Origin of the sequence: Kitasatospora phosalacinea, assembly GCF_000717185.1 — a bacterium.
Taxonomy (GTDB): Bacteria; Actinomycetota; Actinomycetes; order Streptomycetales; family Streptomycetaceae; genus Kitasatospora; species Kitasatospora phosalacinea_A.
This window is the reverse complement of the sequence record NZ_JNYE01000036.1, coordinates 1-21854: the sequence shown is the minus strand read 5'-3', so window position 1 is coordinate 21854 and position 21854 is coordinate 1. Positions and strand designations below refer to the sequence as shown.

The following is a 21854-nucleotide window of genomic DNA, read 5'->3' as shown; positions in this document are numbered from 1 at the left end:
CACCTGGCGCAAAATCCTTGCCCAGGACCGAGAAGCGTTGCAATTGGCATTTGGTACACGTCGACCGGGCCTGTACCAAGGGTCAATTGACCGCCTCCGGGGCCTGTGGAAATGTCCCGGATATGATCAGGGAAACCGCTGAGTTGGAAAGGCTCCTCCCTCCCGGACGGGTGATCACCGACCCCGGCCGACGGTCCTCCTTCGCACACGACGAGGCGGCGGGCGCCCCCTTCGGGCTCCCGCTGGCGGTCGTGCAGCCCCGCGAGACCGCCGAGGTCGCCGCGGTCGTGGCGCACTGCGCCGAGCGGGGCCTGCCCGTGGTCGCGCGCGGCGCGGGCACCGGGCTCTCCGGCGGCGCCAACGCGACCGAGGGCTGCGTCGTCGTCTCGTTCGCGGAGATGGACCGCATCGTGCGGATCGACCCGGACGAGCGGCTGGCCGTGGTGCAGCCGGGCGTGGTCAACGACGACCTGCGGGCCGCCTGCGCCAAGCACGACCTGTGGTACCCGCCGGACCCGGCCAGCGCCCCGTGGTCCACGATCGGCGGGAACGTCGCCACCAACGCCGGCGGCGTGTGCTGCGTGAAGTACGGGGTCACCCGGGACTACGTGCTGGGGCTGGAGGCCGTGACCGGGCGCGGCGAGGTCGTCCGCCTCGGCCGGCAGACCGCCAAGGGCACCGCGGGCTACGAACTGGCGGGACTGCTGGTGGGCTCGGAGGGCACCCTCGGCCTGGTCACCGAGGTCACGCTGCGGCTGCGCGGCACGCGGGCACCGGAGCACACGGTCGTCGGCTACTTCGACGACCTGCCCGCCGCCGGGCGCGCGGTCGCGAACGTGGTGGCCTCCGGAGTCGTGCCGAGCGCGCTCGAACTCGTGGACCGCTACTGCCTGCGGGCGGTCGACGAGTGGAAGCACATGGGCCTCACCGCCGGCGGCGACGTCCTCCTGCTGGCCCGCTGCGACGCGCCCGGCACGGCCGGCGAGGAGGAGGCCGACACCGTGCGGGCCTGCTTCGCCGCCGCAGGTGCCTCCTGGAGCGCCCGCTCCACCGACAGCACCGAGGCGGAGACCCTGTTCGCCGCGCGGCGCCTGGTCTACCCCGCCCTGGAACGGCTCGGCCTGGTGCTCAGCGAGGACGTCTGCGTGCCCCGCATGCTCGTCCCGCAGATGCTCGCCCACATCGAGCGGATCGCCCGCGAACAGGGCGTCCACATCGCCTCCCTGGCCCACGCCGGGGACGGGAACCTGCACCCGATGCTGGTGGTGCCGCGCGGCGACGCGCAGGCCATGGCCCGGGGCCGCGCGGCGTTCGAACTGCTCGTCGACCAGGCGATCGCCCTGGGCGGCACCGTCACGGGCGAGCACGGGGTCGGCCTGCTGAAGATGCGCGGCCTGGGCCGGGAGCTGAGCCCGGCCGTGCTCGACCTCCACCGCGGGATCAAGAAGGTGCTGGACCCGGCGGGCATCCTCAACCCCGGGAAGGTCTTCGCACCGTGAACGCACCTCCTGCCGCCCGTCCGGCAGGAGGCGCGGAAATGCCCGGGGGCGTGGATTTCCACCTCCCTTTTCCCGGCCCGCGGACCGAACCGGCGGAGATCGGGCGCACCCGCCTCCGCGGCGCGGAACGGGCTTGCGGACAGGGGCTCCTCCGGAGCACCGAGAAAGCGGTCGGGTATTTCCGGGGCACGCGCCCGGCGGGGTGAGGACGACTGCGGCCGGAGGGCGGGGGGTTGCAGGTTCACGTCCTGTCGTCCCGGCGCTCTCCGTCGCCTCCTCGGGGGGCGGCCGCACGGTGGTCGCCGGGCCGCGGACCGTCCTGGGGGGTGATCCGCCCGCGGTCGAGCACGGCGGTCCGGTCGGCGAGGGTCCGGGCCGCGTCCTGGTCGTGGGTGATCAGCAGCACTGCCAGGCCGGTGCGTTCCCGCCGGGCCGCCAGGAGGTCGAGGACGGCGGAGCGGGTCGCCGCGTCCAGGCCCGAGGTGATCTCGTCGCACACCAGGAGCCGGGGGCCGCCGGCCAGTGCCCTGGCGAGGGCCGCGCGCTGGAGTTCGCCGCCGGAGAGGGCGTCCGGTCGGCGTGCGGTCAGGGCGGCCGGGAGCCCGACGTCGGCGAGCAGCCGCCGGGCGGTGGCCGCGGCCTCCCGGGGGGCCGTGCCGTGGAGGCGGGCGGCGGCGCGGGCCACCTGTTCGGCCACCGGGCGGTGGTGGTCGAAGGACGCCGGTGCGTCCTGGAAGACGTACTGCACGGCGGCGAGTTCGGCCCGGGAGCGGTCGCGCAGGCTGCGCGCCAGGGGGCGGCCGTCGAGGGTGACGGTGCCCCGGTAGTGGCTGTGCAGGCCGGCGAGGCAGCGGCCGAGGGTGGTCTTCCCGCTGCCGGAGCGGCCCAGCAGGGCCAGGCACTCGCCGCGGCGGACCTCCAGGTCCACCCCGTGCAGGGCCCGTGCTCCGCCGGGGTGCGAGGCGTCGAGGGCGCGGACGGACAGCAGCCGCGGTCCGGCGGCCGTCCGGGCGGGGCCGCCGGTGGCGGTCCGGTCGCCGCCCGGACCGGCGGGCAGGCGCTCCGCCGGGCCCGACGCGACCACCCGGCCGTCGCGGAGTTCCACCACGTCGTCGGCCAACTCCCGTACCACGTCCGGGTCGTGGCTGAGCAGCAGGATGCCGGTGCCCTGCCGGGCCAGGGCGGACAGCTCCTCGACCATTCCCCGCTTGGTCAGCGGGTCCTGCCCGGTGGTCGGTTCGTCGACGACCACGACCGGGGCGCCGAGCAGCAGCGCCTGCGCCAGGACGACCCGCTGCTGCTGCCCGCCCGACAGCTGGTGCGGGAACCGCCGCAGCACCTGCGCCGGGTCGTCGAGGCGGGCCCGGTGCAGGGCCCGGTGGACCTCGGCGGTGCCGTGGCCGCGCAGCCGGGCGATGTCGTGCAGCAGGGCGCCCACGCGGCGGGCCGGGTTGAGGGCGGCGGCGGGGTGCTGCGGCACGTACCCGACGGCGGGGGCGACCACCCGGCCGGTGACCTCGGCGCCGTCGGGGTACTCGCCGAGCAGGGCGAGGGCGGTCGTGGTCTTGCCGCTGCCGGAGGCGCCGACCAGCGCGGTGACCCGGCCGGGGTGCACGCGCAGGCTCACGCCGTCGACCAGGCGGCGGCCAGCCACCGCGACGGTCAGGCGGTCGAGCTCGGCCAGGGGGCGGGTCATCGGCGGGCTCCTCTCCCGCCGCGGTGCAGCGCGGCGTCCAGCAGCAGGTTGGTGCCCGTGGCGAGGGCGGCGATCAGTGCGGCGGGCACGAGGACGGCGAGCGGCTGGAGGTCGAGGCCGGGCCGGTTGCGGTCGACCATCACCGCCCAGTCGCTCGCGTCGGGCTGCACGCCGACGCCGAGGAACGCGGCGGTGCTGACCAGGTACAGGGCGCCGACCAGCCGGGTGCCCGCGTCGGCGGCCAGCGTGCGGCGCAGGGAGCGGGCGGTGTAGCCGAGGGCGATCCGGGCCGACGACTCCCCGGACATCCGCATCGCCTCGACCGCGGGCCGGGCGGCGACCTCCACGGCGCCCGCGTGCACCGTCCGGGCCGCGTCCGGGACGGCGACCAGGGCCACCAGCGCGCTCAGCCCGACCGGCCCGGGGGACAGGGCGGCGGCGCAGACCAGCACCAGCACCAGGGACGGTACGGCGATCAGCACGTCCAGCGGGCGCATCAGCACCTCCTCCAGCCACGTCCGGCGGGTCAGTGCCGCGGCCAGGCCGACCGGCAGCGCCACCGCGTAGGTGAGGGCGGTCGCGGCGAGGGCGACGAGCACGACCGGTCGGCCGCCCAGCAGCACCTGCCGCCACACGTCCCGGCCGGTGAAGTCGGTGCCCAGCCAGTGGCCCTGGCCGGGGGTGAAGGACACCGCGCGCGGCCCGGCCGGTCCGGCCAGCAGCGGTCCGCACAGGGCCAGCAGCAGCGGGACGGCGACCAGCGCCGCCCCCAGCAGGAAGCGCGGTCTCACGCGGCGGCCTCCGAGCGCGGCGCCAGCCGCCGCGCGAGCAGGTCGGCGGCGAGGTTGAGGACGACGGTGAACAGGCCGAAGACCACGGCGAGCCCCTGGACGACGGGCACGTCGCGGGCGGCGACGGCGTCCAGCAGGACGGTGCCGAGCCCGGGGACCACGAACAGCGCCTCCACCACGACCACGCCGCACAGCAGCCAGTCGCACGTCCGGGCGAGCTGCTGGGCGGCGGGGGCGAGCGCGTTCGGCAGGGCGTGCGTCCAGCGGATCCGGGCCTCCGACAGGCCGTGGCGGCGGGCCTGCCGGACGTGCGGCGCGTCCAGCGCCGCGAGCATCCCCGCGCGGACGAGGCGGCTGATCGAGCACAGCGGCCGGGCGACCAGCACCAGCACCGGCAGGACCAGCACGGCGGGCTGCTCCCGGACCCCGCCGACGGCGGTCGGCGGCAGCCAGCCGAGCCGCAGCGCCACCACCGAGACCAGCAGCACGCCGAGCGCGAACTCCGGTACGGCGTACACCGCCAGGGTGGCCGAGCCGATCGCCCGGTCGAGCGGGCCGCCCTCGCGCCCGGCGGCGAGGACGCCGAGCAGCAGCGAGAGCGGCACCAGCAGGGCGAGGGCGAGGGCGGCGAGCAGCAGGGTCGGGGCGAGGCCGTCGGCCAGGTAGCGGGTGACGGGCCGTCCGCTGACCAGCGAGGTGCCCAGGTCGCCCCGGAGCAGGCCGCCGGCCCAGTCGAGGAAGCGCTGCCGGGCGGGCCGGTCCAGGTGCATGGCGGCGCGGAGCACCGCGATCCGGCGCGGGTCGGGGTCGTCGCCGGCCAGGGCGTCCGCGGCGTCGCCCGGGAGCGCCTCGGTGAGGACGAAGACCAGGGCGGGCACGGCCGCCGCCTGCCCGAGCCCGAGGGCCAGTCGGCGGCCGGTCCAGGAGCGCAGGGACGTCACGCGAGCCACAGCCTGTCGAACCGGGCCCAGTCGAGGGTGTTCGCGGGCGCGTCCGGCGCGACGCCGCGCACGCGGGGCGCGGTGGCCACGATCCAGTCGGCGAAGCCCCAGACCAGGAACCCGCCCCCGTCGTGCAGGCGGCGCTGCATCCGCTCGTAGAGGGCGGTGCGCGCGGCCGGGTCGGCGGTGGACTGGGCCCGGGCGTAGAGCTCGTCGAAGTCGGGCCGCTTCCAGTGGGTGGCGTTGGTGGTGGAGGTGGACAGCAGCCGCTGCGAGAGGTGCGACTCGATCGGCATCGCGCCGGAGCGGTAGGAGGCGAAGGTGCCGCCGTCCAGGACGTCCTTCCAGTAGGTGTCCTTGTTGCCGACCCTCACCTCGACCGTGACCCCGGCCCGGGCGGCCTGCTCCTTGAAGATGCCCGCGGCTTCGACGAACCCGGCGGCGACCGGGGAGGTGTCGAGGGTGACCTTCAGGTTCCCGGCGCCCGCCGCGCGCAGCAGGGCCCTGGCCCCCTCCAGGTCCTGGGTGCGCTGGGGCAGGTCCGCCGGGTAGTACCGGCAGCCCTTGCCGAACAGGTCGTTGCCGATCTCGCCCGCGCCGGAGAGCGCCCCGTCGACCAGTTCCCGCCGGTCGGCGATCAGGAAGAACGCCCGGCGGACCCGCTCGTCGTCGAAGGGCGGCCGGTCGGTCTTCATCACGAAGCCCTGCATGGCGCTGTTGCGGAGCCGGACGACCTCGATCCTCCCCTTGCCCTGGTGGGCGCGGGCGGTGGCCGGGTTCAGCTCGTGGGCGTAGTCGGCCTGCCCGCCGAGCAGGGCGCTCACCCGGGCCGACTCCTCGGCGGCGACCAGGAGTTCGAGTTCGTCGAGGTGCGGCGCGCCCTCCCAGTGGTCGGGGTTGCGCGCGAGGAGCAGCGAGCGGCCCGGGGTGAAGGAGGTGAAGCGGAACGGCCCGGAGCCGACCGGGGCGGTGAAGTCCTCGGTGCCGCCCGGCACGATGTAGGCGCCGAACGCGGCCAGCACGTTGGGGAATTCGGCGTACGGCCGCTTGAGCCTGAACGCGACGGTGGCCGGGTCGAGGGCGCGGCTGGCGGCGAGGTCGATCGGCTCCAGGGAGGCCCTGGCGCGGAAGGCCCGCTCCGGGTCGGCTATCCGGCGGTAGCTGTACAGGACGTCGTCGGCGGTGACCGGGCGGCCGTCGTGGAAGGCGGCCCTGCGCAGCTTCACCGTCCAGGTGCGGAGGGTGGCGTCGGGCTCCCAGCTCTCGGCGAGGCGGGGGACGGCCGCCAGGTCGGGGCCGTAGTCGGCGAGCTTGTCGAACAGGGCCTTGGCGCGGGCCGCGTCGACGAACAGGTTGGTCAGGTGCGGGTCGAGCGTCTCGTTGCCGCCGCCGGCGAAGACGGCCCGCAGCCGGCCGCCCTGCCGGGGGGACGCGGCGTCGGCGGCCGGTGCGCGGGTGCTGCCGGTGCCGCAGCCCGCGGCGGTGGTCAGGGCGAGAGCGGCGGCGCCGGTGCCGAGGAGGAACTGCCGGCGGGGGAGCTGGTTCACGGGGTGCTCGTTCCGTCGAGTCGGGCGATCAGGTGGAGGCGGTCGGAGTCGGCGGTGGCGGCCGGGGCGTCGCCCTCCCGCCAGGCGGGACCGGTGCGCGGGCCCGGCCGGTCGTACAGGGCGAGGACCTCGAAGCCGTGGGCGGCGAGGACGTACCGCAGCTCCTGCGGGAACAGCAGCCGCCAGGCGGAGCGCTGGGTGAGGGGCGGCGAGCCGTCGTCGGCGGTCCAGGTCCGTTCCCTGCGCAGGAGTTGGGCGGCGCGGTCGAGGGACAGCGTGGTGCGGGAGGTGCGGGTGACGCCGCCGTGGGTGACGGTGTCGGTGCGCGGCGCGTCGAGCGGGCCGGTGCGGCCGAGGAAGTACGCGCCGTTGCGCATCTCGGCGACCAGGAGGCCGCCGGGGACGAGGTGGCGCCGGCAGCGGGTGAGGAACGCGTCGAGGTCGGCGTTGGTGTGGCAGTACAGCAGGGCGCTGTCCAGGCAGAGCGCCGCGTCGAAGCGGCGGCCGAGGTCGAAGTCGCGCATGTCGGCGCGTCGGTACTCCGGCCCGGGGTGGGCGGTGCGGGCGTGGGCGAGCATCGCCTCCGAGGCGTCGATGCCGGTGACCTCGCGCCCGGCCCGGGTGTGCAGCCAGGCGGCGTCCCGTCCGGTGCCGCAGCCGACGTCGAGGACCCGGGGCCCGGCCGCGTGCGCCCGCAGGACGGACTCCGCCCAGCGGGCCGCCAGGTGCCCGGGGTCGGGGAAGCGCAGTTCGTACAGTTCGGGGGTGTCGGTCAGCAGGTTGTCACTGCTCATCGCTGGGTGCTCGGCTCTCTGGGATCGGCGGCAGCGGGGGAGGGGAGGAGGGCCCGCGGCAGGCGGCCGGTGCGCTGGAGCCCGGCGACGGCCGCGGCTCCGGCCAGGCCGACGGCGCAGCACAGCAGCCAGGGCGACCACGGGGCGCGGTCCATCGCCCAGCCGACGGCCGCGTTGCCGAGGGCGGCGGCCAGTCCGGACAGCACGTAGAACGCGCCGTAGTAGGTGCCGGTCAGTTCGGGGCGGCCGAAGGCGGGGACCAGCTCCATGACGAACGGCTGGGCCACCATGGTGCCGAGCTGCAGCAGCAGCACGGTGAGCAGCAGCACGGGCAGGCCCGTCGAGACGAGCGGCGGGAGGAACGCCAGGCCCGTCACCAGCAGCCCGGCGGCGATCCACCGGCCCCGGCGCCCGGAGCCCTGGAGCCGGCGGGTGATCCGCAGCTGGAGCGCCAGGTTGGCCAGGGTGCTGGTGAGGAAGAGCAGGCTCGCCGCGCCGTCCCAGCCGGTGGCGCGCCCGGCGGCTTCCGGCAGCAGCAGGTAGAGCTGGCTCTCCAGGACGTACAGGCCGACCAGGGCGAGGGAGAACGCGCCGAACCGCCGGTCGGTGGCCACCTCGCGCCAGTCGCGCAGCAGCGGGGTCCGGGTCGGCCGGACCGTCCCGGCGGGCAGGGCGAGGGCCTGGGCCGCGGTCAGCAGGGCGAAGACGCCGGCCGCCGTGAGCGCGGCGGCGCGGAAGTCGACCAGGAGCAGCAGCGTGCCGAGCAGCGGTCCGAGCAGCGCGCCGGTGGTCGCGAAGACGTTGAACAGCGCGAACGCCTCCGCGGTGCGCGCGCCCGCCTCCCGCGCGAGGTGGGCGCGCACGGCCGGGTTGAACAGCGCTCCGGCCAGCCCGGTGAGCGCCGAGGCGGCGATCAGCACGGCGAGCCCGTCGCCCAGGGCGAACAGCGCGAACCCGGCGCTGCGCAGGGCGCAGCCGGTGATGATCACCCCGCGGGCGCCGAGCCGGTCGGCGGCCGACCCGCCGAGCAGGAACAGGCCCTGCTGGCTGAGGTTGCGGACGCCCAGGACCACGCCGACCGCCGCGGCGGACAGGCCCAGGTCCTCCCCGAGGTGGACGGCCAGGTAGGGGACCAGCAGGTAGAAGCCGGTGTTGACGCCCAGTTGGTTGACCAGCAGCAGCCGCACCGGCAGGGGGAACGAGCGGACCGCGCGCCACGTCCTCACCCCGCCCCCTCCGGCTCCGGATTCGGATTCGGCTCGGGCTCCGGCTCGGGCTCCGGCTCCGGGGCGGGCAGCACGCCGAGGCCGGCCCGGTCCGGCGCGCGGACGGTGCCGTCCGGCCCGCCGATGCCCCGCCAGGGGTCGTGGGCGAGCAGCAGGTGCCCGTCCAGGTCCACCCAGCGGGCCCGGTCGGCTAGGTGCACGGCCGGGGCGATGCCGAGCGAACTGGCCGTCAGGCAGCCGAGCATGACCTCCGTGCCGGTGCCGCGCAGCGCCTCGCAGGTGCGCAGCGCGGCGGACACCCCGCCGCACTTGGCGAGCTTGACGTTGACGCCGTGGACGCGGCCGGCCAGCCGGACGGCGTCCCGGTGCGAGACGGCGTCCTCGTCGGCGATCACCGGGACCGGCGAGGACTGCGCGAGGTCGGCGAGCGCGTCCGGGTCGCCGGGGGCGATCGGCTGTTCGACCGCTTCGACGCCGAGGTCGGCGAACCGGGGGAGCAGCGAGCGCGCCGCCCGCGCCGTCCAGGCCCCGTTCGGGTCCAGCAGCAGCCGGACGCCGGGCGCGGCGGCCCGGACGGCCTCGACCCGGGCCAGGTCCTCGGCCGGGTCGGCGGATCCGGCCTTGACCTTGAGCACGGTGAACCCGGCGGCGGCCAGCCGGGCGGCCTGCGCGGCGGCCCGGGCCGGGGCGGTGATGCCGAGGGTGCGGGCGGTCGCCGCGGCGGGCGCCGCGGGGGTGCCGAGCAGCCGGTGGACGGGGGCCCCGGCCCGCTTGCCGACCAGGTCGAGCAGCGCGGCCTCCAGGGCGGCCAGCACCCCGGGCGGCAGGTCGTCGAACGCGCCCGCCCCGAGCCGTCCGAGGGCGTCCTCCGGTTCGGGCAGGCGCTCGACCCGCGGGCGGGCGCCGTCCGCCGCGCGGAGGATCGAGGCGGTCGGCAGGCCCAGGTAGGTGCTGCTGACGGCCTCGCCGCAGCCGCGCAGCCCGCCGTGCCGGACGGTCAGGACGACGGCGTCGCGGGCGGCCATGACGGACCGGGAGATCCGCAGCGGCTCGGCGAGGCGGAGCCGGACGGTGTGGGTGGTGAGGATCACGGTCGTGCCCCCGGGGGTTGGGTGCGGTGTGGTGGTGGGCCTGGCCGGTGGCTTCGGTGGCTTCGGTGGTGGTGGGGCGGGGGGCTGGCGGTGGGGTGGTGGGGGTCACGGTCGGGCCCCCAGGGGGTCGAGCACGGTGCGGCAGCGGGCCCAGCCGGTGACCTCGGCGGCGTCGGGGCGGGGGATCTCGACCGGGCGGGCGGCGGCGCGTCCGCCGTCCAGGCCGTGGGTCTGGCAGTAGCCGTCGTCGTAGACGGTGCCGAGGTAGCGGTGCGGGCCGTCCGGGAAGACCGTGGCCACGGCTGCGCCGTCCTCGGTGCGGGCGGCCCAGGCGGCGACCAGGGCGACCGCGCCGGTGCTCCAGCCGCCGCTGACGAAGCAGCCCCTGGCCAGGCGGCGGCAGGCGTCGGCGGCCTCGGCCGGGCCGACCCAGTGCACCTCGTCGAAGGCGTCGTAGGCGACGTTGCGCGGGTGGATGCTGCTGCCCAGCCCGCGCATCAGGCGCCTGCGGGCGGGCTGGCCGAAGATCGCCGAGCCGGTCGAGTCGACCCCGACCACCCGCAGCCGGGGCCAGCGGCGGCGCAGCGGCCCGACCAGTCCGGCGCTGTGGCCGCCGGTGCCGACACTGCACACCAGGACGTCCAACTCGTCGATCTCACCGATGAGTTCACCGGCCATGGCGTGGTAGCCGGCCGCGTTGTCCGGGTTGTTGTACTGGTCCGGCCAGTACGCGCCCGGCAGCCGGTCCAGCACCTCGTGCAGCCGGGCCAGCCGGGCGGCCTGCCAGCCGCCGGTCTCCGCCGGCTGTTCGACGATCTCCAGCTCCGCGCCGTACGCGCGCAGCAACTGCCGCATCGACGGCTCCAGTTCGGCGTCGCCGACCAGGACGACCGGGTGGCCCAGGGCCTGCCCGGCGAAGGCCAGGCCGACGCCGAGGGTGCCGGAGGTGGACTCCACCACGGCCGCGCCGGGCCGCAGTTCGCCGCGGGCGCGGGCGCCGCGCAGCATCGCCACGGCCGAGCGGGCCTTCATCCCGCCCGCGCCCAGGTACTCCAGCTTGGCCCAGAACCCGGGGTGGGGGTCGGGCAGCGGGGTGCGGATCCGGGCGAGCGGGGTGCGGCCGAGCAGCGGCAGCAGGTCGGGGTTGGCGGCGGGCGCGAGCACGGGGGCGGTCACCGGGCACCGCCGTAGCGGTGGATGACGCCGGGGCCGCCGTCCAGCCAGAAGAACGGGTACGGTTCGGCGCTGACCGCGCTCACCCCGTCCCCGAGGAAGCGGGGCAGGACGGCGCTGCCGGTCTGGGCGAAGGCGACCAGCGGTTTGCCGGTCGCCGCCGCGTGGTCGAGGAAGGCGTCGAAGCTGCCGTTGCCGAGGGTCATGCCGGACACCAGCAGGGCGTCGCAGCCGTCCAGCAGCGCGGCGGCGTCGGTGCGGACCGGCTCGCCCCACTCGGTGGTGCCGCCCTTGAGGTCGCACGGCAGGTAGCCGATCCCGAGGCCGCGCAGCCGCTCCAGCAGGGAGTTGACGACCCCGACGACCAGCACCCGGCGCACCCGCCCGACCGGCAGCAGCCCGACCACCGCGCGGGCGCGGGCCCGGGACTTGGCGAGCGAGCTCCCGGCGGGCAGCGGGTGCGGCCGGGCGCCGTTCGCGGGGGTGTGCGGGCGGGCCGCCATCAGCAGGGCGTCCAGCGCGGCCACCCGGACCGGCAGGGCGGGGTGGGCCAGCAGCTCGGCGACGGTGGCGCCGGTGCAGTCGTCCAGCGCCGTCGCGGGCAGCGTCCCCGGTTCGACGGCGCACGAGCCGACCGCCGCGCCGAGGCGCAGGCTGAGCACCTCGTTGCGGTAGCCGGCGGCGCGGCCGTCGTGGCGGACCGCCTGGGCGGTGCTGAAGGCGACGGTGATGCGCTGCTCGGCGGGATCGAGGCCGTGGGCGCCGGCCAGTGCCGCCGCGGCCAGGGCGTCCAGGCGGGTCATGCCGGGACCGTCCCGTCCGCCTCGTCCGCCTTGTCCGTCCCGTTCACCTTGTTCGTCCCGTTCGCCTTGTCCGCTTCGTCCGCCCCGTCCGCGAGGTAGCGGGGCGTCAGCCGGGAGAGCAGCCGTTCGGCGTCCCGGCCCGCCCCGGCGGTCTCGGGGGAGGCGGTCATCACGTGCCCCAGGTACTCGTTGTTGCTGACGGCCCGGCGGACGGTGCGCCCCGGGGCGGCGAGGGACAGTTCGACCACCGAGGGCTCGTCGCGCACGTCCTCGGCGCCTCCGGTCCCGGCGAGGACGCCGTCCCGGTCCGGCAGCAGGAAGGCGATGGCGGCACTGGCCGTCCCGGTGTCGCGCGCCGTCAGGTCGGGGCGGCGGCCGAGGGCGACGTCCACGCAGGCGGCGGCCAGGTCGACGCCGGTGACGCGCCGGACCAGCTCGGTGATCCGGTTGCCGGCCGGGCGCGGGTTGACCTCGACGACGCGCGGGCCGTCCGGGGTCAGTTTGAGCTCGGTGTGGGCCACCACCTGGTCCAGCCCGAGGGCCCGGACGGCGGCGACGGCGGTGTCGGCGGCGGCCGCCGCGAGCGCGGGGGCGAGGTCGGCGGGGAAGAGGTGGCCGGTCTCGACGAACGCCGGAGCGCCGCCGATCGTCTTGCCGGTCACCCCGACCACGTGCGTGACGCCGTCGGAGGTGACCGTCTCGACGCTGACCTCGGGCCCGGTCAGCAACTCCTCCAGCAGGACGGCCGGTTCCCGGCGCTGGCCGCGCGCGTTGACCGGGAACGCGGCCAGCGCCGCCAGCGCGTCCAGGAGTTCGCGCTCGTCGGCGATCTGCCGGACGAACATCCCGGCGCACAGGTCCACCGGCTTGGCCACCAGCGGGTACCCGATCTCCGCTGCCGCGTCCAGCAGTTCGGCGGGTTCCCGGCCCAGGGCGGAGCGCGGTCCGGGGACCCCGGCGGCGGCCAGCCGGGCGCGGGTGAGGTCCTTGCGGCAGGCGTCCCGCACCGCTTCCGGGCGGGGGCCCGGCAGGCCGAGCCGGTCGGCGAGGGCGGCGACCGTCGGCAGGTAGTAGTCGCAGGAGGAGAGCACGCCGTCGAAGCCGAGGGCGGCGTGCAGCCGTTCGACGTGGGGCAGCAGCGCGGCGGGGTCGTTGGTGTCCGCGGTCAGCACGTTCCCGGCCGCCAGCAGCGGGTGCGGCCGCTCGTCGGGGGCGGCGCGGAGGTAGTGGTGCAGGTCGCGGGTGAGGAAGGTGAAGCGGTGCCCTCCCTCGGCGATGGCCCGCGGCAGGAGTCGGCTCATCGACCCGACCCAGCTCTCGACTACCAGCAGATGTGACACGTGATCCCCTCTCGGCGGGCCGGTCCGGCCCGTGCCGAGGAGAAGCTATATGAACACCGTTGTCGTTTTCAATGTCTAGATGGAAACCGTTTCCATGTGTAGGGTGTGGCTGCCCCGCCTGCTCCCTCGCACCTCCGGAGAACTGATGACCCGTCACCAATCCTGCTACGAAGTCCGGTTCGCGAACGAGCGGGACGTCCCGGGGGCGCGCTCACTGATCCTGGACACCCTCTACCGCGAGTTCGGCTACGGCTACGTCCCCCACTGGCACGCGGACGTGATCGACCTGGCTCGGCACTACCTCGACCACCCCCGGCACGCCCTGGTCGTCGCCGTCCGCGACGGCGAGGTCGTCGGCACCACGGCCCTGAACTCCACCGGCCCGGCGCACCCGCCCCACCCCCGCCACCTCGCCGACCGCTACCCCTCCGGCCGCACCGCCCAACTGCTGCGCGTCTACGTCCGCGCCGAGCACCGCCGCAACCGGCTGGCCCGCCGGATGGTCGCACTCGCCTGCGACTTCGCCGCCCGGGACGGCGGGTACGACCGCGTCTACCTCCACACCAACACCGACGTCCCCGGCGCCGAACCGTTCTGGCGCGCCCTCGCCGACGAGGTCTTCGACGCCAGACCGACCGGGGAGCACGGACCCGGGGTCTCCACCGTCCACTTCGAGATCCCGCTGCCGACCCCGGCCTGACCGCGCGGCGCTCCTGGACGGCGTGCAGGGGGGCGAAGAGCTTGCCGTCGAAGGCGCCCCCGAGGCCGGCGGGGCGCAGGGAGGCCAACGGGCCGAGGCCGAGCGCGCCCGGACTGAGGGCGAGCACCAGGTGGTCCACGGAGTCGGGGTCGGTGGCCCGTGTCGTGCGGGGCGGGTCTCAGGGGGCCCCGTTGGGGTCGGGGGTGCGGGTGGGGTGGCGGGCTGCGGTGTGGCCTGCGCCGCGGCCGGTGGAGTGGGCGGTGATCAGGTGGTCGTGGATCCGCAGCGCGGTTTCGGTGTGGTCGGTCGGGGGGTGGCCGAGGGCGGTGGGGACGGTGCCGGTGTCGTCGAGGACGACGCGTAGCCGGGGGAGCCGGTCGGGGGGGAACGTCCGGCGCAGGCAGGCGGTGAGGTCGACGATCCGGAGCCGGGCCAGGCGGCCGGTCTCGGCGGGGTCGCCCGTGACGACGACGACCGTCACCGCGTCGTCCGGCGCCGCGGAGCGCACCGCGTCCTCGGCCGCGGAGAGGCGGCCCGTGCCCAGGACGACGACCACTCCGTCGTCGGCGAGGTCGACCGGGCGGCCGGTGATCTCGTCGTGCAGGCCGTCCGGGGGCGTCCAGGGGGTAGCGGCGGGGCGGGCCGGGGCGGCGTAGGGGAGGTGGGGCGGTTCCGGGTCGTCGCCGAGGGCGGTGTCGGCGAGGTGTTCGGCGGCGCGGGCCAGGTCGAAGGGGTCGCCGGTGCCGGGGGCGTTCTCCGCGACGGCGGCCGCGCCGTGGAGGAGGGTCAGGGCCAGCCCGGCGCGCCGCACGGCCCCGGGGGAGAGGGGGGCGCCGGCGGGGCCGGGTCCGAGGGCCAGGGCGAGCAGCAGGGCCTCGAACCGGACGAGTTCCGCGAGCGCGGTCCGTGTCGACTCGCTGCCCAGGACCCCGGACAGCGAGCGCACCTGCAGGTGGCCGCTCCCCGGGGTGTCGCCGAGGAAGGGCAGCCGTTCGAGCCAGACCCGGGCGAAGGAGCCGAGCGCCCGCCCGGCGGAGGCGGGCGGTCCGGCCGGGGGTTCGGCGGCGTCCCGGGCCCGTTCGACGGCGTCGACCAGGACGGCGAGGTAGAGGGCGCGCTTGCCGGTGAAGTTGGAGTAGACCGCGCCCCTGGTCAGTTCGGCCCGTTCGGCGATCCGGTCGACCTTGGCCTCGGCGAAGCCGAACTCGGCGAACTCCTGCCGGGCCGCGACGAGCACCGCCGCGCGCGTCCGCTCCTGCTGCTGGGCGCGGGTCAGTCTCGCCATGGTGTCCCCTTCGGCTCCTGGTGTGTCAGGATACAACCGGCACTCGGATGATGAAGACATCTGGATGCCGTGAACATTCGAGTGGGCCGGGGCGGACGCGCCGCGACCCGCGCACCGGACGAGGAGCACCCGATGACGCAGCCCGAGGCCCCCGCCCCGGACGCCGCCCTGCCGGTCCTGCACGCCCTGCGCTGCGCCGGTGCCGTCAGCGTCGCCCGGGTCGCCGCGGTCACGGGGCTCGACCCGTCCGACGCCGAGTCCGAGCTCATCGACCTCGGGATCGACGGCCTGGTCACCCGCCTCCCCGGCGACCCGCCGGTGTGGAGCCTCACGGGCGCCGGGCGGGCGGCGGGCGCCGAGCGGATCGCCCGGGAACTGGAGTCGGCCCGGGCCCGCGGGCGCGTGACGGCGGCGTACGAGCGGTTCATGGTCCTCAACCCCGAACTGCTCGACCTGTGCACGGCCTGGCAGCTCCGCCCCGTCGACGGCGTCACGGGCGTCAACGACCACACCGACGCCGAGTACGACTCCCGGGTGCTCGCCCGGTTCGCGGACCTGGACGGGCGGGCCGCCGCGGTCTGCGCCGAACTGGCCGCGGCCCTGCCCCGGTTCGGCCGCTACCGGGCCCGCCTCGCCGAGGCCCTCGGGCGCGCCGCCGCCGGGGAGACGGCGTACCTGGCCGACAACACCGCGTCGTACCACCTCGTGTGGGCGGAGCTGCACGAGGACCTGCTGGTGACGCTCGGGCGGGAGCGGTGGTGATGGGGTGGGTCCGCCCGCTCTCCGCCCGGACCGGGGGGACGGCCGGGACCCTGGGCGGCAAGGCGTCCGGCCTGGTCGTCCTGCACCGCCTCGGCCTGCCGGTGCCGGCCGGGTTCGTCGTCACCACGGGGGCCTGCCGCGCCTTCCTGCGGGACGGGCGCCCGCCCGCGGGGCTCGACGAGCAGCTCGCGGCGGCCGTGGCCGACCTCGAACGCGCCACCGGGCGGACGTTCGGGGGGCCGCACCGGCCGCTGGCGGTGTCCGTCCGCTCCGGGGCGGAGGTGTCCATGCCCGGCATGATGAGCACGGTCCTCAACCTCGGCCTCACCACCGGGGCCACCGAGGGCCTGGCCGCCGAGACCGGCGACCGGGCCTTCGCACGGGACGCGCGGCGGGGCTTCCTGGCGAGCTTCGCAGAGGCGCTGGCAGCAGCGGCGGGGGCCGCGGACGTGGACGCGGACGTGGACGCGGTGCCGGACGACGCGGCCCGACAGCTCGCCCGGGCGGTCGAAGCCGTCTTCGCGTCCTGGGAGGCGCCACGCGCGCGCACCTACCGCGAGCTGAACGGCATCCCGCACGACCTGGGCACGGCCGTGGTCGTCCAGCAGATGGTCTTCGGCAACCGCGACGGCCGCAGCGGCAGCGGAGTCGCGTTCAGCCGCGACCCCGGCACCGGCGAGGACACCCCGTTCGGCGAAGTCCTGTTCGGGCACCAGGGGGAGGCGGTCGTCTCCGGGCGGACGACGACCCGGCCCCTGCGCGAACTCGCCGAACGGGAGCCGGAGGTGTGGGCCGGGCTGCGCGACGCCCTGCGCCGGATCGAGGCGCACCACCGCGACGCCTGCTACGTCGAGTTCACCTTCCAGTCCGGCGAGCTGTGGTTCCTGCAGGCCCGGCCCGGCCGGTTCGCGGGCGCCGCCGCGGTCCGTGTCGCCACCGAACTCGCCGACCAGCGGCTCATCGGACGGGACGAGGCGCTGCTCCGGGTCTCGCCGCTCCACCTCCGGCACGTCCGCACCCCGCGGATCGCCCCCACCGCGGAGGCCGACGTCCTCGTCCGGGGGACCGGCGCCTGCCCCGGCGTCGCCACCGGCCGGATCGCGACCACGGCGGACGGCGCGGTGCGGATGGCCCGCACCGGCCCGGTCGTCCTGGTGCGCCCGGAGACCTCGCCGGGCGACCTGCACGGCCTCGCCGCCGCCGCCGGGATCGTCACCGCGCGCGGCGGGCCCGCCAGCCACGCCGCGGTCGTCGCCCGCGCCATGGGGAAGCCCGCCGTCGTGGGCGCCACCGGCCTCGCCGTCGACGGCGCCTCCGTGACGGCCGGCGGCCGCACCCTCCCGGAGGGCACCCTCGTCACCGTCGACGGCACCAGCGGCGAGGTGGTCCTCGGCAGCCCCCGCACCGTCACCGGCGCCGCCGACGCCCACCTCCACCGGCTGCTCGCCTGGGCCGACGACGCCTCGGGCGACCACTCCGCCCGCGACGAGGCCCAGCGCCTCGCCGCGGCCCACGCCGCCCTGCGCGGCCGTTGAGCCGACCCCCGCTGAAGGAGGCCCACCATGGCGACCCGGCACCTCTACCTCGTGCGGCACGGCGCGGCCGACGCCTTCGGCCGCCTGACCGACGTCGGCGAGCGGCAGTCGGAGCTGGTCGGGGAGCGGCTGGCCGCCCTGCCGATCGACACGGTCTGGCACTCGCCGCTGCCCAGGGCGGCGTACTGCGCGCAGATCGTGGGCACCCGGCTGCCGGGCGCCGCCGTGCGCGAAGCGCCGGAACTGGTCGACCACGTCCCGCACGTGCCCGTCGACGTGCCCCCCGCGTGGGCGGCGTTCTTCGACGGCTACGGGGCCGCGGAGGCCGGGCGGGCGCGCCGCGCCGCCGACGCCCTGACCGGCAGGTTCGCGCGCCCCGCCGCGACCGAGGCGCACGAGGTCCTGGTCACCCACGCCTACCAGGTGGCCTGGCTGGTCCGGGACGCCCTGGGCGCGCCGCCGGTGCGGTGGCTCGGGCTGAACTGCGGGAACGCGGCGCTCACCGTGGTCGAGTACCGCGACGGCGACGCGCCGGCGGTCCTGCTGTACAACGACATGGGCCACCTCCCGGTCGAACTGCGCTGGACGGGGTTCGGGGCCGGCACCCGCCCCTGAGCGCCGCCGCGGGCGCGTCCGCTCGGCTGGTGGCGCCGACGGGCGGGACGGTCGGCGGGCGGGGCGGTCGGCGGGTGGGACGGTCGGCGGGCCGGGGCGGTCAGCTCTCGGGGAAGGGGGCGCGGGGGATGCCCGCGGTCAGCCGGGCGCCCTCGTAGACCAGGGCGCGGGGGACGAGGAACTGCCAGTCCGGGCTCTCCGCGATGCGCTGCCACTGATCGAGGGGGACGGGGGGTTCGGCGCGGGTGGCGTTCTCCTTGTGCCCGTAGGCGCCGACCGTCCCGGCGAACTCGGTGAGCACCAGGACGTCGCCGTCGGGGCGCCAGACGGCGACCTGGTAGGAGTACAGGCCGGGCACGAAGGCGTCGGTGGCCCGGACCATCTCCCAGCTGCCGTCGGCGAGGAAGCCGGCCCGGCAGCTGAGGGGGCCCGGCGGGGGCCCGCTGGGGCGCTGGGGCCCGCCGTCGCAGCTGAACGGGGCCTCCAGGGTGCCGGGGGTGCGGCTGTCGCCGGGGAAGGCGCGGGGTTCCTTGCGCAGGGTGAGCTGGAAGGTGGCCGTGCCGCGGCCGTCGTCGTAGCGGAGGAACGCGCCCAGTTCCTCGGTGGGGGAGCGGTCCGCGTACGGCTGCTGGTACTTGACGAAGGTTCCGCCCGGCGGGAGCCGGTCGGACAGCAGCTTGACCATGGCGTCCGGGGTCAGCCGGGCGTCCGCGCCCAGCGCGGACGGGGCGGGGGAGGTGGAGGGCAGGGCGGAGGGCGGGGCGGAGGCGGAGGGCGAGGCCGCGGTGGAGGCCGGGGCGGCGGGCGCGGGCCGCACCGGTGCGCTCCGGTCCTGGAGCCGGGACGTCACGACGGCGGCGCAGAGCACGGCGGCGACGGCCAGCGACGCGCCGCCGACGCGCAGGGTGCGCAGCCGCTGCGCGCGCTGCTGTTCGCGGCCGAGCCGGGTGCTCTCCGCGACGATCTCGGAGACGGGGGGATCGAGGTCCTTGACGCTGGTCGTGAGGACGTCGGCGAGGTTCTGGTCGAAATCCACGGGGCTTCTGCCTTTCCGGGGTGCCTGGGAGGGTCAGTTCTGCAGCAGGGCGACACGGTCGGGCCCGAGCAGTTCCCGGAGCGTGGCCAGGGAGCGGGAGTTGAGGCTCTTCACCGCGTTCACCGTGCAGCCCAGGGCGTCGGCGACCTCCTCCAGGCGGTAGCCCTCGAGGTAGCGCAGCACCACGGCCGCCCGGTTGCGGGGGGCGAGGTGGTTCAGCGCGTCCAGGACCGCCAGGCGCAGCGTCACCTCGTTCTCCCCGCTCGGCCCGTGCACGGCGCGGTCGGGGAGTTCGCCGACCGGGAGCTCGCTGGAACGCCGGAGCCTGCGGTGGGAGATGTAGCAGTTCAGCAGCACCTTGCGCGCGTAGGCGTCGAGGCCGGCGACCTTGCCGCCCCGGGTCAGGCGCCCCCACGCGGGGTACATGTTCGACAGGGCGATCTGGACCAGGTCCTGCGCCTGGTGCCAGTCCCCGCACATCAGGTAGGCGATCTTGAAAAGCTGCCCGGCCCGGCCGGCGGCGAACTCCTCGAAGGTGATCCGGTCGGACAAGGGGTCTCCTCGGGCTTGAAGTCGGACGACTCCATACACGACTCGAACCGCCTGCCGGTGTCACACCGGATGCCGCGTCAGGTCAGCACCAGCCACCGTCGGCCGTCGAGGAGTTCCCGCGCCGCATCCAGGTGGCCGGCGTGGCAGGCGGTCTCGGTGATGACGTGCAGCAGGGCGTCCCGGAGGGTGTGCAGGTGCGGTGCGCCGAAGAGGTGGTGGGGCCACCAGGCGAGGGGGGCGTCCGCGGCGGTGGCCCTGATGACGGCGTCCGCGCGGGCGCTCTCCGCGCGGTACCGGTCCAGGACCTCCGCCGCCCCGACCTCCGGCCCCACCCGCCACGCGTCGCCCTCGTCGCCCAGGGCCCCGATGACGTCCTGCTCGCCGGCCACCACCGCGCGGAACCAGAACCGCTCGACGTCGAGGGCGAGGTGCTGGACGAGACCGAGGCAGTTCCACCCGGACGGCAGCACGGGTCGGCGCAGGGCGTCCGCGTCGAGGCCGTCGAGGATGCCGAGGACGTGGCGGCGCTGACCGTCCAGGAACGACAGCAGGGTGCGGACCTCGAGGTCCGGCGACGCGGTCACGCGGCGACCTCCCGGTGGGACCGCTCCGCGGTGGCCGGCTCCCGGCGGGAGAGGGGGACCGCACCGGTGCCGGTGGGGCGGGAGGGGGCGCAAGTGGTGACTGTCACAGCCACAGAGGATCCACGAGCGGGAGGGCCGTGTACAGGGGTGGGACCGGGCGGCCCCCGCGCGGGGGCGCCCCGGCTTGACCTTCGACCAGGTCGAGCGGCCACCGTCCTCGACAGCGTCCGACGCCCGTAGGCAGCGCCCGACGCCCGTACCGATCCGCCGCACAGAACAGGCCGCCCCGTGAAGCTCCGCCTCGACCGCGCCGCCTTCTCCGACACCGTCGCGTGGGCCGCCCGGGCCCTCCCGCACCGCCCCGTGCTGCCCGCCCTCGCGGGCATCGTGCTGACGGCGTCCGGCCGGACGCTGACCGCCGCCGCCTTCGACCACGAGGTCTCGGCCACCTTCGAGGCGGAGGCCGAGGTCGTCGAGCCCGGGAGCGCGCTCGTCTCCGGCCGGCTCCTCTCCGACCTCGGCCGGGCGCTCCCCGACCGGCCCGTCGAACTCGCCTCCGACGCCGCGGACACCGTCCTGTCCTGCGGCGACTCGCAGTTCACGCTGCCCCGCCTCCCGGCCGGGGACTACCCGCGGCTGCCGGAGCCGCCCCCGGCCCTGGGCACGGTCGACGCCGCCGCCCTCGCCGAGGCCGTGGCGCAGGTCGCCGTCGCCGCCGCCCGCGACGACAGCCTCCCGGTGCTCACCGCCGTCCGGGTCGAGATCACCGCCGAACGGCTGCGGCTGGCCGCGACCGACCGGTACCGCCTCGCCGTCCGCGACCTGCCCTGGCAGCCGGCCGACCCCCGGGCGCCCGAGGCCCTCGCACTCGTACCGGCCAGGAGCCTGCACGACATCACCCGGGCACTGGCCAGGGCGCCCCGGGGCGACCGGGTCACGATCGCCCTGCACAGCGGCCCCCCGGGCAGCGGGGGGCTGATCGGCCTCCGCGCCGGGGCCCGCCGGGCGACGGCCCGGCTCCTCGACGCCGCCTTCCCGAACTACGAGCGCCTCTTCCCCGCCGCCTACACCGGGTCCGCCACCGTCGAGCGGCTCCCGCTCCTCGAAGCCGCCAAGCGGATCGCCCTCGTCGCCGACGGCCGCTCGCCCCTGCGCATCACCCTGTCCACCGGCCGGATCACCCTCGACGCGGGCGACGGCGCCGACGCCCGCGGCCGCGAGACCCTGCCCGGCGCCTTCCACGGCGAACCGGTCCGCATCCCCGTCAGCGCCGCCTACCTCGTCGAAGGCGTCAGCGCCGTCGCCGCCCCCGTGGTGGAACTGGGCTACACCACCCCCACCCAACCGGCCGTCCTCACCGGACGGGCGGACGGCGGGGCGGAGCACGACCCCGGCTACCGCTACCTGTTCATGCCGCTGCGCTCCGCCTGAGCGGACGCCGGGCCCGGCCCGGGGTCGCGGCGCAGGGTGCGGGTGATGGTGAGGGCGTCCATGTAGTCGCGGACGTGGGTGATCCGGCCGTCCTCGACGTGCAGGACGAGGATGCCGGGGAAGGCGAAGGGCTCGCCGGTGGTGGCGACGGTGCCGGTGACGGTCTGTTCGGCGATCAGGACGGTGGCGTCGGCGGTGGGGTGGACGGTGACGTCACGGAGGCCCGCGGGGGTGGCGGGGCTGTGCTGCCAGGCGGCGCGGAAGCCGGCCCGGACCTGTTCGCGGCCCTTGTAGCAGTTCGGCATCCCGGGGAAGGGGAACGGGAACTCGTGGGTGGCGTCGGGGGCGTAGAGGTCGGCCAGGTCGTCGGCGGACATGCTGACCAGGGCGCGGTGGTAGTGCTCCAGCACCTCGTGCGGGGTGCGGGCGGCGGGTTGGGCGGGGGGCTGGGAG

Annotated in this window: 21 protein-coding genes; 6 read left to right on the top strand and 15 right to left on the bottom strand. The window is 76.6% G+C overall.

What is annotated here, in order from left to right; genetic code table 11:
- Positions 1 to 122 precede the first annotated feature (122 nt).
- The gene (locus OO57_RS17190; protein ID WP_033253377.1) at positions 123 to 1499 is read left to right on the top strand and encodes an FAD-binding oxidoreductase; all 1377 of its coding nucleotides are present in this window, start codon (positions 123 to 125) and stop codon (positions 1497 to 1499) included.
- Positions 1500 to 1740: 241 nt separating this feature from the next.
- Here OO57_RS17190 and OO57_RS17185 read toward each other — a convergent pair whose 3' ends face one another.
- The 10 genes from OO57_RS17185 to OO57_RS17140 all read right to left on the bottom strand — a co-directional run bounded on the left by OO57_RS17185 (position 1741) and on the right by OO57_RS17140 (position 12901).
- Positions 1741 to 3195 carry an ABC transporter ATP-binding protein gene (locus OO57_RS17185; RefSeq protein ID WP_063737583.1) on the bottom strand — a complete coding sequence of 485 codons (1455 nt, stop codon included), beginning with the start codon at positions 3193 to 3195 and terminating at the stop codon, positions 1741 to 1743.
- A complete protein-coding gene (locus OO57_RS17180) occupies positions 3192 to 3986 on the bottom strand; it encodes an ABC transporter permease (RefSeq protein WP_033253376.1) in 795 nt (264 codons plus the stop codon). The genes OO57_RS17185 and OO57_RS17180 overlap by 4 nt, the downstream gene beginning before the upstream one ends.
- Positions 3983 to 4927 carry an ABC transporter permease gene (locus tag OO57_RS17175; protein WP_033253375.1) on the bottom strand — a complete coding sequence of 315 codons (945 nt, stop codon included), beginning with the start codon at positions 4925 to 4927 and terminating at the stop codon, positions 3983 to 3985. The genes OO57_RS17180 and OO57_RS17175 overlap by 4 nt, the downstream gene beginning before the upstream one ends.
- Positions 4924 to 6474 carry an ABC transporter substrate-binding protein gene (locus OO57_RS17170; RefSeq protein WP_033253374.1) on the bottom strand — a complete coding sequence of 517 codons (1551 nt, stop codon included), beginning with the start codon at positions 6472 to 6474 and terminating at the stop codon, positions 4924 to 4926. The genes OO57_RS17175 and OO57_RS17170 overlap by 4 nt, the downstream gene beginning before the upstream one ends.
- The gene (locus tag OO57_RS17165; protein ID WP_033253373.1) at positions 6471 to 7268 is read right to left on the bottom strand and encodes a class I SAM-dependent methyltransferase; all 798 of its coding nucleotides are present in this window, start codon (positions 7266 to 7268) and stop codon (positions 6471 to 6473) included. Before OO57_RS17165 ends, OO57_RS17170 begins: the two co-directional genes overlap by 4 nt.
- Positions 7265 to 8494, bottom strand: a complete 1230-nt coding sequence (locus tag OO57_RS17160) for an MFS transporter (protein ID WP_033253372.1) — start codon at positions 8492 to 8494, stop codon at positions 7265 to 7267. The genes OO57_RS17165 and OO57_RS17160 overlap by 4 nt, the downstream gene beginning before the upstream one ends.
- Positions 8491 to 9585, bottom strand: a complete 1095-nt coding sequence (locus OO57_RS17155) for an enolase C-terminal domain-like protein (RefSeq protein ID WP_051777809.1) — start codon at positions 9583 to 9585, stop codon at positions 8491 to 8493. Before OO57_RS17155 ends, OO57_RS17160 begins: the two co-directional genes overlap by 4 nt.
- A gap of 105 nt (positions 9586 to 9690) precedes the next feature.
- Positions 9691 to 10761 carry a PLP-dependent cysteine synthase family protein gene (locus OO57_RS17150; protein WP_033253371.1) on the bottom strand — a complete coding sequence of 357 codons (1071 nt, stop codon included), beginning with the start codon at positions 10759 to 10761 and terminating at the stop codon, positions 9691 to 9693.
- The gene (locus OO57_RS17145; RefSeq protein WP_033253370.1) at positions 10758 to 11561 is read right to left on the bottom strand and encodes a Rossmann-like domain-containing protein; all 804 of its coding nucleotides are present in this window, start codon (positions 11559 to 11561) and stop codon (positions 10758 to 10760) included. The genes OO57_RS17150 and OO57_RS17145 overlap by 4 nt, the downstream gene beginning before the upstream one ends.
- Entirely contained in the window at positions 11558 to 12901 is a 1344-nt protein-coding gene (locus tag OO57_RS17140; protein WP_081973739.1) for an ATP-grasp domain-containing protein, read from the bottom strand. The genes OO57_RS17145 and OO57_RS17140 overlap by 4 nt, the downstream gene beginning before the upstream one ends.
- A 145-nt stretch (positions 12902 to 13046) precedes the next feature.
- Between OO57_RS17140 and OO57_RS17135 the strand changes: the two genes are divergently transcribed.
- Complete coding sequence (locus OO57_RS17135) at positions 13047 to 13601, top strand: GNAT family N-acetyltransferase (RefSeq protein WP_033253369.1); 555 nt, start codon at positions 13047 to 13049, stop codon at positions 13599 to 13601.
- A gap of 178 nt (positions 13602 to 13779) precedes the next feature.
- Here the strand turns inward: OO57_RS17135 and OO57_RS17130 are convergent, their stop codons facing one another.
- Positions 13780 to 14886 carry a TetR/AcrR family transcriptional regulator gene (locus tag OO57_RS17130; RefSeq protein WP_033253368.1) on the bottom strand — a complete coding sequence of 369 codons (1107 nt, stop codon included), beginning with the start codon at positions 14884 to 14886 and terminating at the stop codon, positions 13780 to 13782.
- A 132-nt stretch (positions 14887 to 15018) separates the two neighbouring features.
- Between OO57_RS17130 and OO57_RS17125 the strand changes: the two genes are divergently transcribed.
- Genes OO57_RS17125 through OO57_RS17115 form a run of 3 tightly spaced genes read left to right on the top strand, consistent with a single transcriptional unit; the run spans position 15019 to position 17798 of the window.
- Positions 15019 to 15648 (top strand): hypothetical protein, encoded by a 630-nt coding sequence (locus OO57_RS17125; protein ID WP_033253367.1) that lies wholly within the window; start codon positions 15019 to 15021, stop codon positions 15646 to 15648.
- Entirely contained in the window at positions 15648 to 17183 is a 1536-nt protein-coding gene (locus OO57_RS17120; RefSeq protein WP_033253366.1) for a pyruvate, phosphate dikinase, read from the top strand. Before OO57_RS17125 ends, OO57_RS17120 begins: the two co-directional genes overlap by 1 nt.
- Before the next feature lie 27 nt (positions 17184 to 17210).
- The gene (locus OO57_RS17115) at positions 17211 to 17798 is read left to right on the top strand and encodes a histidine phosphatase family protein (RefSeq protein WP_033253365.1); all 588 of its coding nucleotides are present in this window, start codon (positions 17211 to 17213) and stop codon (positions 17796 to 17798) included.
- A 100-nt stretch (positions 17799 to 17898) separates the two neighbouring features.
- On the opposite strand, the gene OO57_RS44755 is transcribed toward OO57_RS17115, so the two are convergent.
- The 3 genes from OO57_RS44755 to OO57_RS17100 all read right to left on the bottom strand — a co-directional run bounded on the left by OO57_RS44755 (position 17899) and on the right by OO57_RS17100 (position 19970).
- Entirely contained in the window at positions 17899 to 18834 is a 936-nt protein-coding gene (locus tag OO57_RS44755; RefSeq protein ID WP_033253364.1) for a hypothetical protein, read from the bottom strand.
- A 33-nt stretch (positions 18835 to 18867) separates the two neighbouring features.
- Complete coding sequence (locus tag OO57_RS17105) at positions 18868 to 19386, bottom strand: SigE family RNA polymerase sigma factor (RefSeq protein WP_033253363.1); 519 nt, start codon at positions 19384 to 19386, stop codon at positions 18868 to 18870.
- A 77-nt stretch (positions 19387 to 19463) separates the two neighbouring features.
- A complete protein-coding gene (locus tag OO57_RS17100) occupies positions 19464 to 19970 on the bottom strand; it encodes a DinB family protein (RefSeq protein ID WP_033253362.1) in 507 nt (168 codons plus the stop codon).
- 288 nt (positions 19971 to 20258) lie between these two features.
- Between OO57_RS17100 and dnaN the strand changes: the two genes are divergently transcribed.
- Positions 20259 to 21401, top strand: a complete 1143-nt coding sequence (gene dnaN, locus OO57_RS17095; RefSeq protein WP_033253361.1) for a DNA polymerase III subunit beta — start codon at positions 20259 to 20261, stop codon at positions 21399 to 21401.
- Here dnaN and OO57_RS17090 read toward each other — a convergent pair.
- A partial coding sequence (locus tag OO57_RS17090; protein ID WP_234337374.1) for a nuclear transport factor 2 family protein occupies positions 21371 to 21854 on the bottom strand: 484 nt, incomplete at its 5' end. The two genes, dnaN and OO57_RS17090, sit on opposite strands and share 31 nt — an antisense overlap.